This is a genomic window from Brevibacterium sp. CCUG 69071, from assembly GCF_021023135.1.
GTDB lineage: Bacteria > Actinomycetota > Actinomycetes > Actinomycetales > Brevibacteriaceae > Brevibacterium.
The window spans coordinates 775,531-791,738 of record NZ_PGFV01000001.1 but is presented as its reverse complement, the minus strand read 5'-3'; the positions used below and the strand labels follow the sequence as shown (position 1 = coordinate 791,738).

12 protein-coding genes are annotated in these 16,208 nt (G+C 66.8%); 9 read left to right on the top strand and 3 right to left on the bottom strand.

Going from position 1 to position 16,208, the window contains the following annotated elements:
* Window positions 1–53 precede the first annotated feature (53 nt).
* The 9 genes from uvrA (at window position 54) to secG (ending at window position 11,156) form a co-directional block, all read left to right on the top strand.
* Window positions 54–2,924 carry an excinuclease ABC subunit UvrA gene (gene uvrA, locus CV023_RS03685; RefSeq protein ID WP_230744098.1) on the top strand — a complete coding sequence of 957 codons (2,871 nt, stop codon included), beginning with the start codon at window positions 54–56 and terminating at the stop codon, window positions 2,922–2,924.
* A 17-nt stretch (window positions 2,925–2,941) separates the two neighbouring features.
* Complete coding sequence (uvrC, locus tag CV023_RS03680) at window positions 2,942–4,801, top strand: excinuclease ABC subunit UvrC (RefSeq protein WP_230744097.1); 1,860 nt, start codon at window positions 2,942–2,944, stop codon at window positions 4,799–4,801.
* A gap of 139 nt (window positions 4,802–4,940) precedes the next feature.
* A complete protein-coding gene (gene rapZ / locus CV023_RS03675; RefSeq protein ID WP_230744096.1) occupies window positions 4,941–5,837 on the top strand; it encodes an RNase adapter RapZ in 897 nt (298 codons plus the stop codon).
* 1 nt (window position 5,838) lies between these two features.
* A complete protein-coding gene (locus CV023_RS03670; RefSeq protein ID WP_230744095.1) occupies window positions 5,839–6,834 on the top strand; it encodes a gluconeogenesis factor YvcK family protein in 996 nt (331 codons plus the stop codon).
* 26 nt (window positions 6,835–6,860) lie between these two features.
* Window positions 6,861–7,844, top strand: coding sequence for a DNA-binding protein WhiA (gene whiA / locus CV023_RS03665; protein ID WP_230744094.1), 984 nt, complete (start codon window positions 6,861–6,863; stop codon window positions 7,842–7,844).
* Window positions 7,845–7,853: 9 nt separating this feature from the next.
* Entirely contained in the window at window positions 7,854–8,855 is a 1,002-nt protein-coding gene (gene gap / locus CV023_RS03660; RefSeq protein WP_230744093.1) for a type I glyceraldehyde-3-phosphate dehydrogenase, read from the top strand.
* Window positions 8,852–10,066 (top strand): phosphoglycerate kinase, encoded by a 1,215-nt coding sequence (locus CV023_RS03655; protein WP_230744092.1) that lies wholly within the window; start codon window positions 8,852–8,854, stop codon window positions 10,064–10,066. Before gap ends, CV023_RS03655 begins: the two co-directional genes overlap by 4 nt.
* Before the next feature lie 14 nt (window positions 10,067–10,080).
* Window positions 10,081–10,866, top strand: coding sequence for a triose-phosphate isomerase (gene tpiA / locus CV023_RS03650; RefSeq protein ID WP_230744091.1), 786 nt, complete (start codon window positions 10,081–10,083; stop codon window positions 10,864–10,866).
* Window positions 10,867–10,910: 44 nt separating this feature from the next.
* Window positions 10,911–11,156 (top strand): preprotein translocase subunit SecG, encoded by a 246-nt coding sequence (gene secG, locus CV023_RS03645; RefSeq protein WP_230744090.1) that lies wholly within the window; start codon window positions 10,911–10,913, stop codon window positions 11,154–11,156.
* 185 nt (window positions 11,157–11,341) lie between these two features.
* On the opposite strand, the gene CV023_RS03640 is transcribed toward secG, so the two are convergent.
* Genes CV023_RS03640 through tkt form a run of 3 tightly spaced genes read right to left on the bottom strand, consistent with a single transcriptional unit; the run spans window position 11,342 to window position 16,145 of the window.
* Entirely contained in the window at window positions 11,342–12,967 is a 1,626-nt protein-coding gene (locus CV023_RS03640) for a glucose-6-phosphate isomerase (protein ID WP_230744089.1), read from the bottom strand.
* Window positions 12,964–14,067 (bottom strand): transaldolase, encoded by a 1,104-nt coding sequence (gene tal, locus CV023_RS03635; protein ID WP_230744088.1) that lies wholly within the window; start codon window positions 14,065–14,067, stop codon window positions 12,964–12,966. Before tal ends, CV023_RS03640 begins: the two co-directional genes overlap by 4 nt.
* A complete protein-coding gene (tkt, locus tag CV023_RS03630) occupies window positions 14,064–16,145 on the bottom strand; it encodes a transketolase (RefSeq protein ID WP_230744087.1) in 2,082 nt (693 codons plus the stop codon). Before tkt ends, tal begins: the two co-directional genes overlap by 4 nt.
* Window positions 16,146–16,208 lie beyond the last annotated feature (63 nt).

Here is a 16,208-nt window from a genome sequence, read left to right as displayed (position 1 = left end):
GACCGGGCCGAAAATGATGCAATGTCAGTGCCGAGTAATACAGTGGTCAGGTGATGAAAACTAACAGCGGTGAGCAAGCCACAGGCGTGTCCCATCTCGATACCCTGTGGGTCAAGGGCGCGCGTGCGCACAACCTCAAGAACGTGGAGATCGCTCTGCCCAGAGACTCCATGGTGGTGTTCACCGGCCTGTCCGGATCGGGCAAATCCTCCCTGGCCTTCGACACGATCTTCGCCGAAGGACAGCGACGCTACGTCGAATCCCTGTCCTCCTACGCCCGGATGTTCCTCGGGCAGATGGACAAGCCCGATGTCGACTTCATCGAAGGACTGTCCCCGGCGGTCTCCATCGACCAGAAGTCGACCTCCCGCAACCCCCGCTCCACGGTCGGCACCATCACCGAGGTCTACGACTTCCTGCGTCTGCTGTGGGCGCGCATCGGCATTCCCCACTGCCCCGTCTGCGGTGAGGTGATTACCAAGCAGACCCCGCAGCAGATCGTCGATCAGCTCCTCGAGCTCGAGGAGCGCACGAAGTTCCTCGTCCTCGCTCCCGTCGTCCGCTCCCGCAAGGGCGAATTCGTCGACCTGTTCACCGACTTGCAGGCCAAGGGCTTCTCCCGCGCCGTCGTCGACGGCGAGCAGATCAGCCTGAGCGAACCGCCGACGCTGGAGAAGCAGTACAAACACACGATCTCCGTCGTCGTCGACCGCCTCGTCGCCAAACCCGGTCTGCGTCCGCGCCTGACCGACTCCGTGGAGACGGCGCTGAGACTGGCCGACGGCCGGATCGACATCGACCTCGTCGACGAACAGTTCACCCGCACCTTCTCCGAACACATGTCGTGCCCCAATGAGCACCCGCTGACGATCGATGAGATCGAACCGCGGACGTTCTCGTTCAACTCGCCCTTCGGCGCCTGCCCCACCTGCGACGGCATCGGCACCCGCCTCCAGGTCGATGAGAGCCTCGTCGTCCCCGACGAGGACCTCAGCCTCGGCGAAGGGGCGATCGCTCCCTGGTCCGGCGGCAAGCAGGTCTCGAAGTACTTCAACCGCCTCCTCAAAGGCCTCGGCGATGAGCTCGACTTCGATATGAAGACGCCGTGGAAGAAGCTGTCGAAGTCGGCGAAGGCCGCGGTGCTCTCGGGCAAGGACTACCAGGTCCACGTCAAGTACAAGAACCGCTTCGGCCGCGAACGCACCTATTCAACCGGCTTCGAAGGCGTCTACCAGTACATCCAGCGCAAGCACGAGGAGACCGAGTCCGACTGGTCGCGCGAACGCTACGAGTCGTATATGCGGGAGATCCCCTGCGCCAGCTGCGACGGCACCCGCCTCAAACCCGAGATCCTCGCGGTCAAGGTCGGGGAGAAGTCGATCGCCGAGGTGTCAGAGATGGCGCTGGACGAGGCGGCCGAATTCCTGTCCTCGCTCGAACTCAGCTCCCGTGATGCGGCCGTCGCCGCGCAGGTGATGAAGGAGATCAACGCCCGGCTCGGCTTCCTCCTCGACGTCGGACTCGACTACCTCAGCCTCGACCGCGCCGCGGGCACCCTGTCCGGCGGCGAAGCCCAGCGCATCCGCCTGGCCACCCAGATCGGATCCGGCCTCGTCGGCGTCCTCTACGTCCTCGACGAGCCCTCGATCGGTCTGCACCAGCGCGACAACCGCCGCCTCATCGACACGCTCAACAAACTCAAGGACCTCGGCAACACCCTCATCGTCGTCGAACACGATGAGGACACGATCGAATCCGCCGACTGGATCGTCGACATCGGACCCGGCGCGGGCGAGCACGGGGGAGAGGTCATCTACTCCGGACCGGTGCCCGGGCTCAAGGACGCGGAGAACTCCATCACCGGCGACTACCTCGCCGGCCGTCGTGAGATCCAGATCCCGACCACCCGTCGGCCCGTGGACAAGGACCGTCTGGTCACCGTTGAGAAGGCTGTGGAGAACAACCTCCGCGATGTCACGGTGTCCTTCCCCCTCGGTGTGCTCACCGCGGTCACCGGGGTCTCCGGCTCCGGCAAGTCCACCCTGGTCAACGAGATCCTCTACACGCAGATGGCCAATGTCCTCAACGGCGCCTCTCGGGTGCCCGGCAGGCACAAGCGGGTGACCGGTCTGGACAATCTCGACAAGGTCGTCCACGTCGACCAGTCGCCGATCGGACGGACCCCGCGGTCGAATCCCGCCACCTACACCGGCGTCTTCGACCACATCCGCCGCCTCTTCGCCGAAACCGAATCGGCGAAGGTCCGCGGCTACCTGCCAGGACGGTTCTCCTTCAACGTCAAGGGCGGTCGCTGTGAGAACTGCAGCGGCGACGGCACGATCAAGATCGAGATGAACTTCCTGCCCGATGTCTACGTCCCCTGCGAGGTCTGCGGGGGAGCCCGCTACAACCGGGAGACCCTCGAGGTCACGTTCAAGGGCAAGACCATCGCCGAGGTGCTCGACATGCCGATCGAGGAGGCGAACGACTTCTTCGCCGCGATCCCCGCGATCTCCCGACACATGAAGACACTCGTCGAGGTCGGCCTCGGCTATGTCCGCCTCGGCCAGCCGGCGACCACCCTGTCCGGCGGTGAGGCCCAGCGCGTCAAGCTCGCCTCCGAGCTGCAGAAGCGCTCCCGCGGCCGCACCGCCTACGTCCTCGACGAACCCACGACCGGTCTGCACTTCGAGGACATCTCGAAGCTGCTCCACGTGCTCCAGGGGCTCGTCGACAAGGGCAACTCGGTCATTGTCATCGAACATAACCTCGACGTCATCGGCAATGCCGATCACATCATCGACCTCGGTCCCGAAGGCGGACGCGGCGGCGGGCAGATCATCGCCCAGGGCACTCCGGAGGAAGTCGCCGAGGTCTCCGCCTCACATACGGGACGGTTCCTCAAGACGATGCTCGATGCCTGAACGAGAAACGACGTGCGATGCCTGATCCAGCCAGCTATCGTCCGGCGACGGGCTCGATCCCGACCTCGGCCGGGGTCTACAAGTTCCGGGACCCCGATCGACGGGTGATCTACGTCGGGAAGGCGAAGAACCTCCGCAACCGGCTCAACTCCTACTTCGCGAACCCGGCGCAGCTGCACCCGCGCACGTCGACGATGGTGCATACGGCCGCCTCGGTGGAATGGACCGTCGTCGACACCGAGGTGGAGGCGCTCCAGCTCGAGTGGACGTGGATCAACGAATTCAATCCGCGGTTCAACGTCATGTTCCGCGACGACAAGTCGTACCCGTACCTGGCGATCACCATGGGCGACGAGGTCCCGCGGGCCTTCATCACCCGGGGGAAGCGTCGCAAGGGGATCAAGTACTTCGGGCCCTTCGCACAGGTGTGGGCGATCAAGGACACCCTCGACCTGCTGCTGCGCGCCTTCCCGATGCGCACCTGCACCGCCGGAGTCTACCGGCGGGCCGAACGCAGCGGCCGACCCTGCCTGCTCGGCTACATCGACAAGTGCGCCGCCCCCTGCGTCGGTCAGATCGGCAAGGAGGAGCACCGGGATCTCGCCCGCAGCATCTCCGACTTCATGTCCGGCAACACGGGACGCTTCATCAGCTACCGGCAGAAGGAGATGTCCGCTGCGGCGGCCGAGCTCGACTACGAACGGGCGGCCCGGCTGCGCGACGAGATCACCGCACTCCAGAAGGTTCTCGACAAGTCCGCGGTGGTGCTCTCCGTCAGCGCCGACTGCGATGTCTTCGCCCTGGTGACCGAAGAGCTCGAGGCCTCGGTGCAGGTCTTCCACGTCCGCCAGGGTCGGATCCGCGGTCAGCGCGGCTGGATCATCGAACGCTCCGATAACCACACGCCGGAGGAGCTGACCACCGACTATCTGCGGCAGGCCTACTCCGGGCTCGACGCCGATGCGATCCCGAAGGAGATCCTCGTCGACACCCTCCCGGCCGACCTCGACTCCCTCGAAGCCTGGCTGAGCGAACAGCGCGGGGCCAAGGTCACCGTCCGAGTGCCGGAGCGGGGTGAGAAGAAGGCGGCCCTCGAAACCGTGAGCAAGAACGCGAAGGAGGCGCTGATCCAGCACAAGCTCAAACGCTCCTCCGACCTCACGACCCGCAGCCAGGCGCTCAAGGAGATCCAGGAGCACCTCGATCTGCCCGAGGCGCCGCTGCGCATCGAATGCATCGATATCTCCCACACCCAGGGATCCAATGTCGTGGCCTCGCTCGTCGTGTTCGAGGACGGCATGGCCAAGAAGCGCGACTACCGGCACTTCGCCATCCACGGCGAGGCCGCCGCCGATGACACCGCCTCCATGTACGACGTGGTCTCCCGACGGTTCAGCCGCTACCTCGAGCAGATGAGCTCCGAGGAACCCGACGACCGCTTCGGCTACCGGCCCAGCCTCCTCGTCGTCGACGGTGCCGGACCGCAGGTCGCCGCGGCCATGCGGGCGCTGGGCGATCTCGGCATCCCCGACATCTCCGTGGTCGGACTGGCCAAACGCCTCGAGGAGGTGTGGGTTCCCGAGGATCCGTTCCCCGTCATCCTGCCGCGCAACTCCGAGGGCCTCTTCCTCATGCAGCGGCTGCGTGACGAAGCCCACCGCTTCGCCATCAGCTACCACCGCTCGAAGCGGGCGAAGGCGATGACCTCCTCCGTCCTCGACGACATCTCGGGGCTGGGCGAGTCCAAGCGCACCGCGCTGCTGCGACACTTCGGTTCGGTCAAGAAGGTCCGGGCGGCGAGTATCGACGAGATCTGCGAGGTCAAGGGCATCGGACCGGCCCTGGCGGAGAAGATCGCGGACGCCCTCGCCGACTGAGCCACCGGAGAGTCCGGGCGGTGCGAAGACTGAGACTCCCCCGCAGACTGAGCGTCCGATTTCTGCTCTAGAGTAGTGTCCGAGCGGGTTTCGCACCCGCCTGCCGCCAGCATGTCGACGCGCACCCCCAGGAGGACGAGTGAGTACGCAGACCGAATCGAACGGTGCCGACCATCCCATCGAGGTCGTGCTCGTCACCGGAATGTCCGGGGCCGGTCGGACCACTGTCGCCAATGTGCTCGAGGACATGGACTGGTACGTCGTCGACAATCTGCCCCCGCAGATGATGCGACCGCTGGTCGAACTCGTCGCCCGCGCCGACGGTGCCCTGCCGAAGATCGCGATCGTCACCGATTCGAAGGGGCGCGCCAAATACGAAGAGCTCGAGAACACGATCGGCGACTTCATCGATCAGGGGCTGTCCCTGTCGATCCTCTACCTCGAAGCCTCCGACGAGGTGCTCGTGCGCCGCTTCGAATCCACCCGCAGACCCCACCCTCTGCAGGGCGAGGGCACGCTGCTCGACGGCATCGAAGCCGAACGCTCGAGCCTCGAATCGCTCAAACATCGCGCCGACATCATCATCGACACCTCCACGCTCAACGTGCACCAGCTCTCGAGCGAGGTCCGCAAGCGATTCAGCGCCGACGACGCCCCGCCGCTGCGGCTGACCGTGATGAGCTTCGGATTCAAATACGGCCTGCCCAAGGACGCCGACCACGTCGCCGATGTCCGCTTCCTGCCCAACCCGTACTGGATTCCGCACCTGCGCGGGCACAACGGACTCGACTCCGATGTCGCCGACTATGTGCTCGAACAGAACGGCGCCGAGGAATTCATCGAACGCTACACCGCGACGCTCGAGACCGTCTCTCGCGGCTATCTCCACGAAGGTCGCGGCTACGCCATGATCGGCATCGGCTGCACCGGCGGCAAGCACCGTTCGGTGGCGATCAGCGAACGCGTGGCCAAGAGCCTGGCCGCACAGACCGGCATCCCGGTCTCCGTGCGCCACCGCGATCTGGGGAGAGAATGAGATGGAGACCGAAGACCTCCCGCAGATCACCCCCGCGGTGCAGAACAAAGGCCCCAAGATCGTCTCCTTCGGCGGCGGACACGGACTCTACGCGGCTCTGCGGGCCTTCCGCCTGCTCACCGAATCGCTGACCGCCGTCGTCACCGTCGCCGACGACGGCGGGTCCTCCGGTCGTCTCCGCGACGAACTCGGCGGGCTGCCGCCGGGTGATCTGCGGATGGCTCTCGCCGCGCTCTGCGATGACGGCAACTGGGGCAAGACCTGGCGTGATGTGATCCAGCACCGCTTCGACTCCGAAGGGGAGCTCAGCGGTCACGCAGTGGGCAACCTCCTCATCGCCGCCCTCTGGCAGATCCACGGCGATCACGTCGCCGGACTCGACTGGATGGCCAAGCTGCTGCGCGCCCACGGACGCGTCCTGCCGATGTCCTCGGTGCCGCTGACGATCGAGGCCGATGTGAAGTTCCCCGGATCCTTCCAGGTCGTCCGCGGCCAGTCCGTCCTCGCGTCCACCCGCGGCCACGTAGAGAACGTCCGCCTCGACCCCGCGGTCCCTCCGGCCAGGTACGAGACCATCGAAGCCGTGCAGGAAGCCGATGTGCTCAACCTCGGGCCGGGCTCCTGGTACACCTCGGTGATGCCGCATCTGCTCGTGCCCTCCCTCGCCGAGGCGATCGGCAGGTCCGGTGCGGTGAAATCTCTCACGTTGAACCTCAGCTCCACCGATGGCGAGACCCGGGACCTCAGCCTCGGCGAGCACCTCATGTCCCTTCACCGGCACGCCCCCGCGCTCGAGCTGCATTATGTGCTGGTGGACGAGGCCGCGACCGCCGTCGAACCTGACCTCGAACAGCGCGCCCGCGACATGTTCAACGCCAAACTCTGGGTGCGTCCGCTGCGCTCGAGGCGGGTGGGTCAGCATGACAGCCTCAAGCTCGCGGCGTGTTACCGTGACATGTTGATCGACGCCGGGATCGGTGTGGACGAGCAGTGGTAGGAAATTCAGGCGCAGGAGGACGAACAATGGCACTGACCGCTCAGGTCAAGGATGAGCTGGCCCGGGTCACGATCACCCGCACCTCGGCGCGCAAGGCCGAAGTCTCGGCCATCTTCCGCTTCTCTTCGGCTCTCCATCTCGTCAACGGTTCGATCGTGCTCGAGGCCGAGCTCGACACCGCGCAGGCGGCGAAGCGTCTGCGCAGCGAGATCAAGGACCTCTACGGCCAGTTCGCCGACATCGTCGTCATCAACGCCGCCGGCATCCGCCGCTCGAACCGCTACCTGCTGCGCGTGACCCGAGACGGGGGAGCGCTGGCCCGCCAGACGGGTCTCGTCGACAACCGCGGACGCCCCGTCCGCGGACTGCCCTCGGCCATCGTCAACGGCTCCGTCGCCGACGCCGAGGCCGCCTGGCGAGGCGCGTTCCTCGCCCACGGCTCACTGACCGAACCGGGACGATCATCCGCCCTCGAAGTCACCTGCCCGGGACCGGAGGCCGCGCTGGCTCTCGTCGGAGCCGCCCGTCGTCTGGGCCTGAGCGCCAAGGCCCGGGAGGTCCGCGGGGTCGACCGCGTCGTCATCCGCGACGGAGACGACATCGCCGCCCTGCTGACGCGGATGGGCTCACACAGCGCCGTGCTCGTCTGGGAGGAGCGGCGCATGCGCCGTGAGGTGCGGGCCACGGCCAACCGCCTGGCGAACTTCGATGACGCGAACCTGCGCCGCTCGGCCCGTGCGGCAGTGGCCGCAGGCGCAAGAGTCGAACGCGCCCTGGAGATCCTCGGAGACGAAGTCCCCGAACATCTGCGCTACGCCGGTCAGCTGCGCGTCACCCACAAACAGGCCTCCCTCGAGGAGCTCGGGCAGCTGGCGGATCCGCCGATGACCAAGGACGCGGTGGCCGGCCGCATCCGCCGCCTCCTGTCCACGGCTGACAAACATGCCGAGGAACTGGGAATTCCGGGAACCGAAGCCAGCCTGACTCCGGAAATGCTCGAAGATCGCTAAGATCGAGGCATGAGACGAATCGCTATCAACGGCTTCGGCCGTATCGGCCGCGCCCTGTTCCGTCTGACCCTCGAACCCTCCTCCGATCTCGAGGTCGTTGCGATCAACGATCTCACCGATACCGAGACCCTCGCCCACCTGCTGACCCACGATTCCGTGTGGCCGCGCTTCGACCACGAGGTCAGCGCCGGTAAGGACTCCTTGACCGTCGACGGCCGGACCATCGCCGTGTTCAGCCAGGCCGATCCGGGCAGCATCGACTGGAGTTCCCAGAACGTCGAACTCGTCGTCGAATCCACGGGCCGATTCACTCGCCGTGACCAGGCCGAGGCCCACCTCGGCGGGTCCGTGCAGACCGTGGTCCTCTCCGCCCCCGGCAAGGACGTCGACGCCACGTTCGTGATGGGCGTGAACGAATCCGACTTCGATCCTGCCCAGCACACCGTGGTCTCCAACGCCTCGTGCACGACGAACTGCATGGCCACCGTGGTCAAGGCCGTCGACGACGCGATCGGCGTCGAATCCGGTCTGCTCAACACCGTCCACGCCTACACCGGGGACCAGATGCTCGTCGACGGCCCCCACCGCGACCTGCGCCGGGCCCGGGCGGCCGCGATCAACATCGTGCCCACCACCACGGGTGCCGCCCGCACCGTTGGCAAGGTCATCCCGCACCTGGCCGGCAAGCTCGACGGCCTCGCCGTGCGTGTTCCCGTGCCGGCCGGTTCGATCATCGACTTCACCTTCACCCCGGGACGCGAGACCAGCGCCGAGGAGATCAACGAGATCCTCGAGGCCGCCGCCGCGGACTCGCCCTATCTCGACTATTCGACCGACGAACTCGTCTCCACCGACATCGTCGGCACCACCGCCTCGGCGATCGTCGACTCCAAGCTGACGATGGCCCTGGGCAACCAGATCAAGATCGTGGCCTGGTACGACAACGAGTGGGGCTACACGAACCGTCTCAAGGACATGCTCAGCTACATTCTCAGGGAAAGGACCTCATGAGGACTTACGACGATCCGGGGATCTTCGCCGGGCACACGGTGCTCGTCCGCAGCGATCTCAACGTTCCGATGGACGGGACGACGATCACCGACCGCGGCCGGATCCTCGCCTCGGCGGGCACGATCAAGAACCTCGCCGAGGCGAGGGCCAAGGTCATCGTCATGTCCCACCTCGGCCGTCCCAAGGGCGAACCCGACCCGCAGTACTCCCTGGCCCCGATCGCCCCGGAACTCGCCACGGCGATCGGCCGCGAGGTCGCCTTCGCCTCCGACACCGTCGGTGAGGACGCGAAGGCGAAGGCTGCCGGTCTGAGCGAGGGACAGGTGGTGCTGCTCGAGAATCTCCGCTTCAACCCCGGAGAGACCGCGAAGGACGACGCCCAGCGGCAGGCCTTCGCCGCCGAGCTCGCCGCACTCGCCGACGACTTCGTCTCCGACGGATTCGGCGTCGTCCATCGCAAGCAGGCCTCGGTCTTCGACATCGCCGAACTGCTGCCCCACTACGCCGGTTCGCTCGTGCGGGCCGAGGTCGAAGTTAGCGACCGCCTGCTCAACGACCCGCAGGCCCCCTTCACCGTCGTCCTCGGCGGCTCGAAGGTCTCGGACAAGCTCGGCGTCATCGATAACCTCATCGATCGGGCGGACAATCTGCTCATCGGCGGCGGCATGGTCTTCACCTTCCTCGCAGCACTGGGTCACAGCATCGGCTCGAGCCTCGTCGAGACCGACCGGATCGCCGACGTCAAGAGCTACCTCGAACGCTCGCAGGCTGGGGGAGCGCGGATCGTGCTGCCCACCGACATCGTCATGGCTGCCTCCTTCGCCGCAGATGCCGAGAACTGGATCCGCCCGATCGACGCACTCGAATCGACGCCGGCGGCAGACAGCGGACTCGGCCTCGACATCGGACCCGAGACCGCCACCGCCTACGCGCAGATCATCGAGAACTCGGCCACCGTGTTCTGGAACGGTCCGATGGGCGTCTTCGAATTCGCGGCCTTCGCCGCCGGAACCAAGTCCGTGGCGCAGGCGCTGACCGCCTCCGCGGCCGAGGGGGAGCGCCTCACCGTTGTCGGCGGCGGCGATTCCGCGGCGGCCGTGCGCAGCCTCGGCTTCTCCGATGAGGAATTCGGACACATCTCCACGGGCGGAGGAGCCAGCCTCGAATACCTCGAAGGCAAGACCCTGCCCGGACTCGACGCACTCGCATAAGGAAGAAGAGCACAATGAGCGACCGCACCCTGCTCCTGGCCGGAAACTGGAAGATGAACCACGATCATCTCGAGGCCATCTCCAGCGTCCAGAAACTCGCCTGGGCCTTAGAAGACGCCAAGCTCGACGAGAGTCGCTGCGAAGTCGTCGTGATTCCGCCGTTCACCGACATCCGCTCCGTCCAGACCCTCATCCAGGGCGACAAGCTGTGGTTGGGCTACGGTGCCCAGGACGTCTCCCAGCATGAACCTGGAGCACACACCGGAGAGATCGCCGCCTCGTTCCTGTCCCGGCTCGGCTGCAGCTATGTCGTCATCGGCCACAGCGAACGACGCGCGAACAACCACGAAACCGATGAGATCGTGGCCGCGAAGATCAAGGCGGCGGTGTCCGCTGATCTCACCCCGATCCTCTGCGTGGGCGAGTCGCTCGACCAGCGGCAGGAGAAGACCCATGTCGACTTCACGCTGCGTCAGCTCGAGGAGTCCCTGGCCGGACTCGGAGCCGAGGCCCTCGACGGCCTCGTCATCGCCTATGAACCCGTGTGGGCGATCGGGACCGGGGAGACGGCGACCGCCGCCGATGCCGCGGAGATGGCCTCAGCGATCCGCGCCCACCTGGGCGAGAAGTACGGACCCGGACTGGCAGAAGCCACCCGCATCATCTACGGCGGCTCGGTCAAGACCGACAACGTCGCAGAGATCGTGGCCTCGGCCGATGTCGACGGAGCGCTCGTCGGCGGAGCCAGCCTCAACGGCCCCGACTTCGCCGCTTTGTGCAAGGCCGCGGTCGCCAAGTAGACTGAACTGCAAATCACCTGACGAATACAGAGGCTGTTACCGACGTGGAAATCCTCAACATCATACTCATTGCGCTGCTCGTGCTCACGAGCATCTTCCTCACCCTGCTGATCCTCATGCACAAGGGCAAGGGCGGAGGCATGTCGGACATGTTCGGCGGCGGAATGTCATCGTCGCTCGGCTCGTCCGGCGTGGCCGAGCGCAACCTCAACCGCTTCACCACGCTGATGGCGATCGTGTGGGCGGCCAGCATCATCCTGCTCGGACTCATCACCCGCTTCAACGGCTGATCACACCCCGAGCACCCGCGCAGCAGGAAGGGCCTCGACCGAATGGTCGGGGCCCTTCCTGCCGCGCGTCTCCTGAGCTGTTTTCAGGTCCGAGCAGCGCTCAGTCCACAGCAGTCCTCAGCCCCGAGCAGCCCTCAGTCCACAGCAGTCCTCAGCCCCGAGCAGTCCTGAGCCCCGAGCAGTCCTCAGTCCACGCCGAAGTGGTGCTGGGGCGAGATCGTGCCGAGGGCTTCGCGCACCTGCTGGAGGCCGAGGGTCCGATCGAGCAGGTGGAGGCGGAGCACCGGGCGATTCCTCTCGGCCAGTGCGGCGGCATCCCCGGCCGCCTGTGCCCGCTGGAGCTCCGTGAACCCGTAGGAGCGGCCCGGCACCAGCAGATCCGTCCGGGGTTCGGCCGTGATCTGGAGGAACACCCCGTTCGGGTGGCCGCCCTTGTGGTATTGGCCCGTCGAATGCAGGTACCTCGGTCCGAAGCCGAAGGTGGTCTGCACGCCGGCATGCGTGGACACCAGGGCGCGCAGCCCCTCCGCCGCCGCATCGGCGATCCTGTCGAGATAGGCCTGGATCCCGACATAACCGTATTCGTCGACCGTGGCGAAGAGCTCTTCGAGAGCCTCCTTCAGGGTCTGAACACCCTCACCGGAGCCGAAGACCTGCACCTGGCCCTCCCGGAACGCCGGAGGCTGTTCGTCTCCGTCGGCCGGTCGTGCCAGCACCTGCTTGGCATTGGCCTTCGCGGACTCGACGTCCGGCTGATCGAACGGGTTGACCCCGATGCTGTAGCCGGCGATCGCCGTGGCGTACTCCCAGAACATGAACAGCTCGCCGAGGCTGCCATCGACGACGGCCTCGAATCCGGAGGGGGCACCGAGGCCCTCGTCTGCGGTACCGAGCACACTTAGCAGAGCATCGGCCCGGGCATCGGAGAAGCCGACATCGCCGGTTCCGTCGACGACGACCGGCAGGATACCTTGCCCGTCCTTGCCGAGAGACTCGGCGACGAGCTGCTCGACCCAGGGGGAGAGCCCAGTCAGTGCCGGTGAGGTCTCAGCGAGTACGAGCTTCTCGGTCGCCCGCGCATGTCCGATGCCCAGCCAGGTGCCGAAGCGCAGGACCGGGTTGTCCGCGGAGTCCGCGGCGAACTCGGCAACGGCTGAGGCCGCCGCTGCGACGATGCCACGCACATCGACACCGGCGAGTCCGGCCGGGACCAGGCCGAAGGGCGAGAGCGCACTGAAGCGACCGCCTACAGTCGGATCGGCGCGGAAGGTGGCGAGGAAGCCCTGTTCGTTCGCGAGCGCATCGAGCTCGGTGCCCGGGTCCGTGATCGCGATCATCCGTGACCCCGGATCGATGCCGAGAGCCTCGAACGCCGAGGAGAAGGCCCGTCTGATCGCATCGGTCTCGACAGTGGTCCCCGATTTCGAGGCGACGACGAGAACGGTGTGGGACAGGTCGGTGCCGATCGCCTCGGCGACCTGGTTCGGGTCGGTCGAATCCACGACCTCGAGGCGGACACCGGCGGTACCGGCCATCACCTCGGGCGCCAAGGAGGAGCCGCCCATTCCGGTCAGGCTGATCGACCGCAGACCCTGCTCGCTCAGACGCTGTCGCAGGGACTCGATCTCATCACACAGCTCGGCCGCATGGGCGGGCAGGTCCACCCACCCTAACCGGGAGGCGACACCCTCGGCATCGTCGAACACCCCGGCGTCCTTGTCCGTGATCCGGCCGGCCACACGCGCCGAGATCAGCCGAGTGAGCTCGGCGTCGAACTCCTCGTCGACGGGAACTCTGAGCTGGAGTCTCATGCTCGACCCAGCGCCGTGCGGATCGTGCCCTGGAGCTCGGTCCAGCTGACATCGAACTTCTCCAGACCCTGCTGTTCGAGCACGGTCATCACCTCCGCGTAGTCGATGCCGAGTCGGGCCAGGGAGTCGAAGACCTCGTCCGCGGCGCGGTAGTCGGAGGCCGTGATCTCTCCGGTGACCTCACCGTGGTCGGCGAAGGCCTCGAGCGTCGGCTCGGGCATCGTGTTGACCGTGTTCTCGGCGACGAGACCGGACACGTACATGGTGTCCGCGTAGTCGGGGTTCTTCACACCGGTCGAGGCCCACAGCAGCCGCTGCGGCCGGGCGCCGGCGAGTTCGAGGACCCGGAAGCGCTCCGAGGTGAAGAGCTGCGAATGGATCTCGTGGGCGAGCACACAGTTCGCGATGCCGGCCCGGCCCTTGAGCCCGGCGGCAGCGGGATCGTCGAGTGCGTCGAGTCGGGCATCGATCTCGGAGTCGACGCGGGAGACGAACACCGAGGCCACGGACCGGATCGTCGACAGATCGTGTCCGGCGGCGCGGGCCTTCTCCAGCCCCTGCAGGAACGCCTCGACGACGTGACGGTAGCGAGTCAGCGAGAACACGAGGGTGACGTTGACGCTGATACCGGCGCCGATGGTCTCCGAGATGGCTCGCAGGCCCGCCTCGGTGGCCGGGATCTTGATCATCGTGTTCGGTTCGCCGACGCGCTCCCACAGCGCCTTGGCCGAGGCCACGGTGCCCTCGGCATCATGGGCCAGCGGGGGAGCGACCTCGATGGACACGCGTCCGTCGTCGCCGTCGGTGGCATCGAAGATCGGGCGGAAGAGCCGAGCGGCCTCCGCCACGTCCGTGGTGGTCAGGAACTCGATGGCCTCATCGACCTCGACGCCCTGTCCGGCGAGTTCGGCGACCGCAGCATCGTAGCTGTCGGCTCCGGCGATCGCATTGGCGAAGATCGTCGGGTTCGTCGTCACCCCGGTGACCTGCGATTCCGCGATGAGCCGGGCGAGGTCCCCGGACTTCAGGCGGGTGCGGGAGAGGTCATCGAGCCAGATCGAGACCCCGTGCGAACTCAGCCGTTCCAGATTGGTGCTCATGCGTTCTCCTTCGCCGCGGCGATCGAATCCTCGGCGGCGGTGACGACGGCCGCCGAGGTGATGCCGAACTTCTCGTACAGGGTCGCGTAGTCGGCGGAGGCGCCGAAGTGCTCGATGGACACGGCCCGGCCCGCATCGCCGAGGTATTTGTGCCAGCTCATGGCGGAGGCCGCCTCGATGCTCACCCGGGCCTTGAGGGATCGGGGGAGCACGGTGCGACGGTAGTCCTCGTCCTGGGCGTCGAACCATTCCTGGCATGGCATGGAGATGACCCGGGCGGCGGTCCCGGAGGCGTGGAGCTCCTCGGCGGCGGCCAGGGCGATGGCGACCTCGGAGCCGCTGGCGAGGATGGCGACCTCGGGTTCGTCACCGGTGTCGGTGAGCACATAGCCGCCGCGTTCGGCCTCGGCGGCGGGAGCGTACTTCTCCCGGTCGAGGACCGGCACCGCCTGACGGGTGAGGACGAGGCCGCTGGGGCCGTCGCCGCGCTGGAGGATCTTGCGCCAGGCCACGGCGGTCTCATTGGCATCGGCGGGACGGACCACATCGAGGCCGGGGATCGCGCGCAGCGCCGAAAGATGCTCGATGGGCTGGTGGGTCGGGCCGTCCTCGCCGAGACCGATCGAGTCATGCGTCCACACGAAGATGTTCGGCACCTCCTGCAGAGCCGCCAGGCGGACGGCCGGGCGCTGGTAGTCGCTGAAGACGAGGAAGGTGCCCGTGTAGGGGCGGGTGCCGCCGTGGAGGGCGATGCCGTTGCCGATGAGTCCGGCCGAGAACTCACGCACGCCGAAGTGGATGTTGCGTCCGTATTCGTTGCCGGAGAAGGCCCCGGTCGACCGGTGTGCCGGCAGGAAGCTGGGCTCGCCCTTGATCAGGGTGTTGTTCGAGCCTGCGAGGTCGGCCGAGCCGCCCCAGAGCTCCGGCATCGTCTCGGCGATGGCGTTGAGGACCTGCCCCGAGGCGGCGCGAGTGGCGATGCCCTTCTCGCTGGCCTCGAAGACGGGGAAGGCGGAGTCGAGGTTCTCCGGCAGCTGACCCTTCGAGAGGCGGTCGAACAGGGCCGCGTTGTCCGGGTTGGCCTCACGCCACGCGGCGAAGGCCTTGTCCCATTCGAGGTGCGCGGCGCGGCCGCGCTCACGCACGGCTCGGGTGTGTTCGAGGACCTCGGGGGCGACGGCGAAGGTCTCCTCGGGATCGAAGCCGAGGACCTCCTTGGTCGCCCGGATCTCCTCGTCGCCGAGGGCCGAACCATGCGAGCCGCCGGTGTTCTGGGCGTTCGGAGCCGGCCAGGCGATGATCGTCGAGAGTCGGATGAAGGAGGGGCGGGAATCCTTGCGGGCGGCCTCGACCGCGGCGTGGAAGGCCTCGATGTCCTCTTTGTACTCTCCTCCGGCGGTGAAGTCGACGTGCTGGACGTGCCAGCCGTAGGCGGCGTAGCGGGCCGCAGTGTCCTCACCGAAGGCGATCGCGGTGTCGTCTTCGATGGAGATCTTGTTGTCATCCCAGATCACGAGCAGATTGGACAGCTCCTGGGTGCCGGCCAGGGACGAGGCCTCGCCGGACACACCCTCCTCGAGGTCGCCGTCGGAGGCGAGCACGATGATCGAGTGGTCGAACGGGGAGGCCCCGGGGGCGGCTGCGGGGTCGAAGAGACCGCGTTCGCGACGGGAGGCCATGGCCATGCCCACCGCCGAGGCGAGGCCCGAGCCCAGCGGACCGGTGGTGATCTCGACGCCGGCGGTGTGGCCGACCTCGGGGTGGCCCGGGGTCAGGGAGCCCCAGGTGCGCAGGGCCTCAAGATCGTCGAGTTCGAGTCCGAAGCCGGCGAGGTAGAGCTGAACGTACTGAGTCAGGGAACTGTGGCCGCAGGAGAGGACGAAGCGGTCGCGACCGACCCAGCTGGGATCGGAGGGGTCATGGGTGAGCCCGTGCTGGTAGAGATAGTGGGCGATCGGCGCCAGACTCATCGCGGTTCCGGGGTGCCCGTTCCCTGCCTTCTGGACCGCGTCTGCGGCGAGGAGGCGGGCGATGTCGACGGCGCGATTGTCGAGTTCTGTCCAGGACAGGGAGTTCATGTCTTCGAGCGATCCTTCGTTCGGCTGCGAGCGTGCACTCAAACTCTACCGCGCCGGGTCGCC

What these genes read in the sequence shown, in the direction of transcription:
- CV023_RS03640 (WP_230744089.1), bottom strand. Translation starts at nt 12,967, where the DNA reads ATGAGACTCCAGCTCAGAGTTCCCGTCGACGAGGAGTTCGACGCCGAG.
- CV023_RS03670 (WP_230744095.1), top strand. Translation starts at nt 5,839, where the DNA reads ATGGAGACCGAAGACCTCCCGCAGATCACCCCCGCGGTGCAGAACAAA.
- uvrA (WP_230744098.1), top strand. Translation starts at nt 54, where the DNA reads ATGAAAACTAACAGCGGTGAGCAAGCCACAGGCGTGTCCCATCTCGAT.
- CV023_RS03655 (WP_230744092.1), top strand. Translation starts at nt 8,852, where the DNA reads ATGAGGACTTACGACGATCCGGGGATCTTCGCCGGGCACACGGTGCTC.
- tal (WP_230744088.1), bottom strand. Translation starts at nt 14,067, where the DNA reads ATGAGCACCAATCTGGAACGGCTGAGTTCGCACGGGGTCTCGATCTGG.
- uvrC (WP_230744097.1), top strand. Translation starts at nt 2,942, where the DNA reads ATGCCTGATCCAGCCAGCTATCGTCCGGCGACGGGCTCGATCCCGACC.
- tpiA (WP_230744091.1), top strand. Translation starts at nt 10,081, where the DNA reads ATGAGCGACCGCACCCTGCTCCTGGCCGGAAACTGGAAGATGAACCAC.
- whiA (WP_230744094.1), top strand. Translation starts at nt 6,861, where the DNA reads ATGGCACTGACCGCTCAGGTCAAGGATGAGCTGGCCCGGGTCACGATC.
- gap (WP_230744093.1), top strand. Translation starts at nt 7,854, where the DNA reads ATGAGACGAATCGCTATCAACGGCTTCGGCCGTATCGGCCGCGCCCTG.
- tkt (WP_230744087.1), bottom strand. Translation starts at nt 16,145, where the DNA reads ATGAACTCCCTGTCCTGGACAGAACTCGACAATCGCGCCGTCGACATC.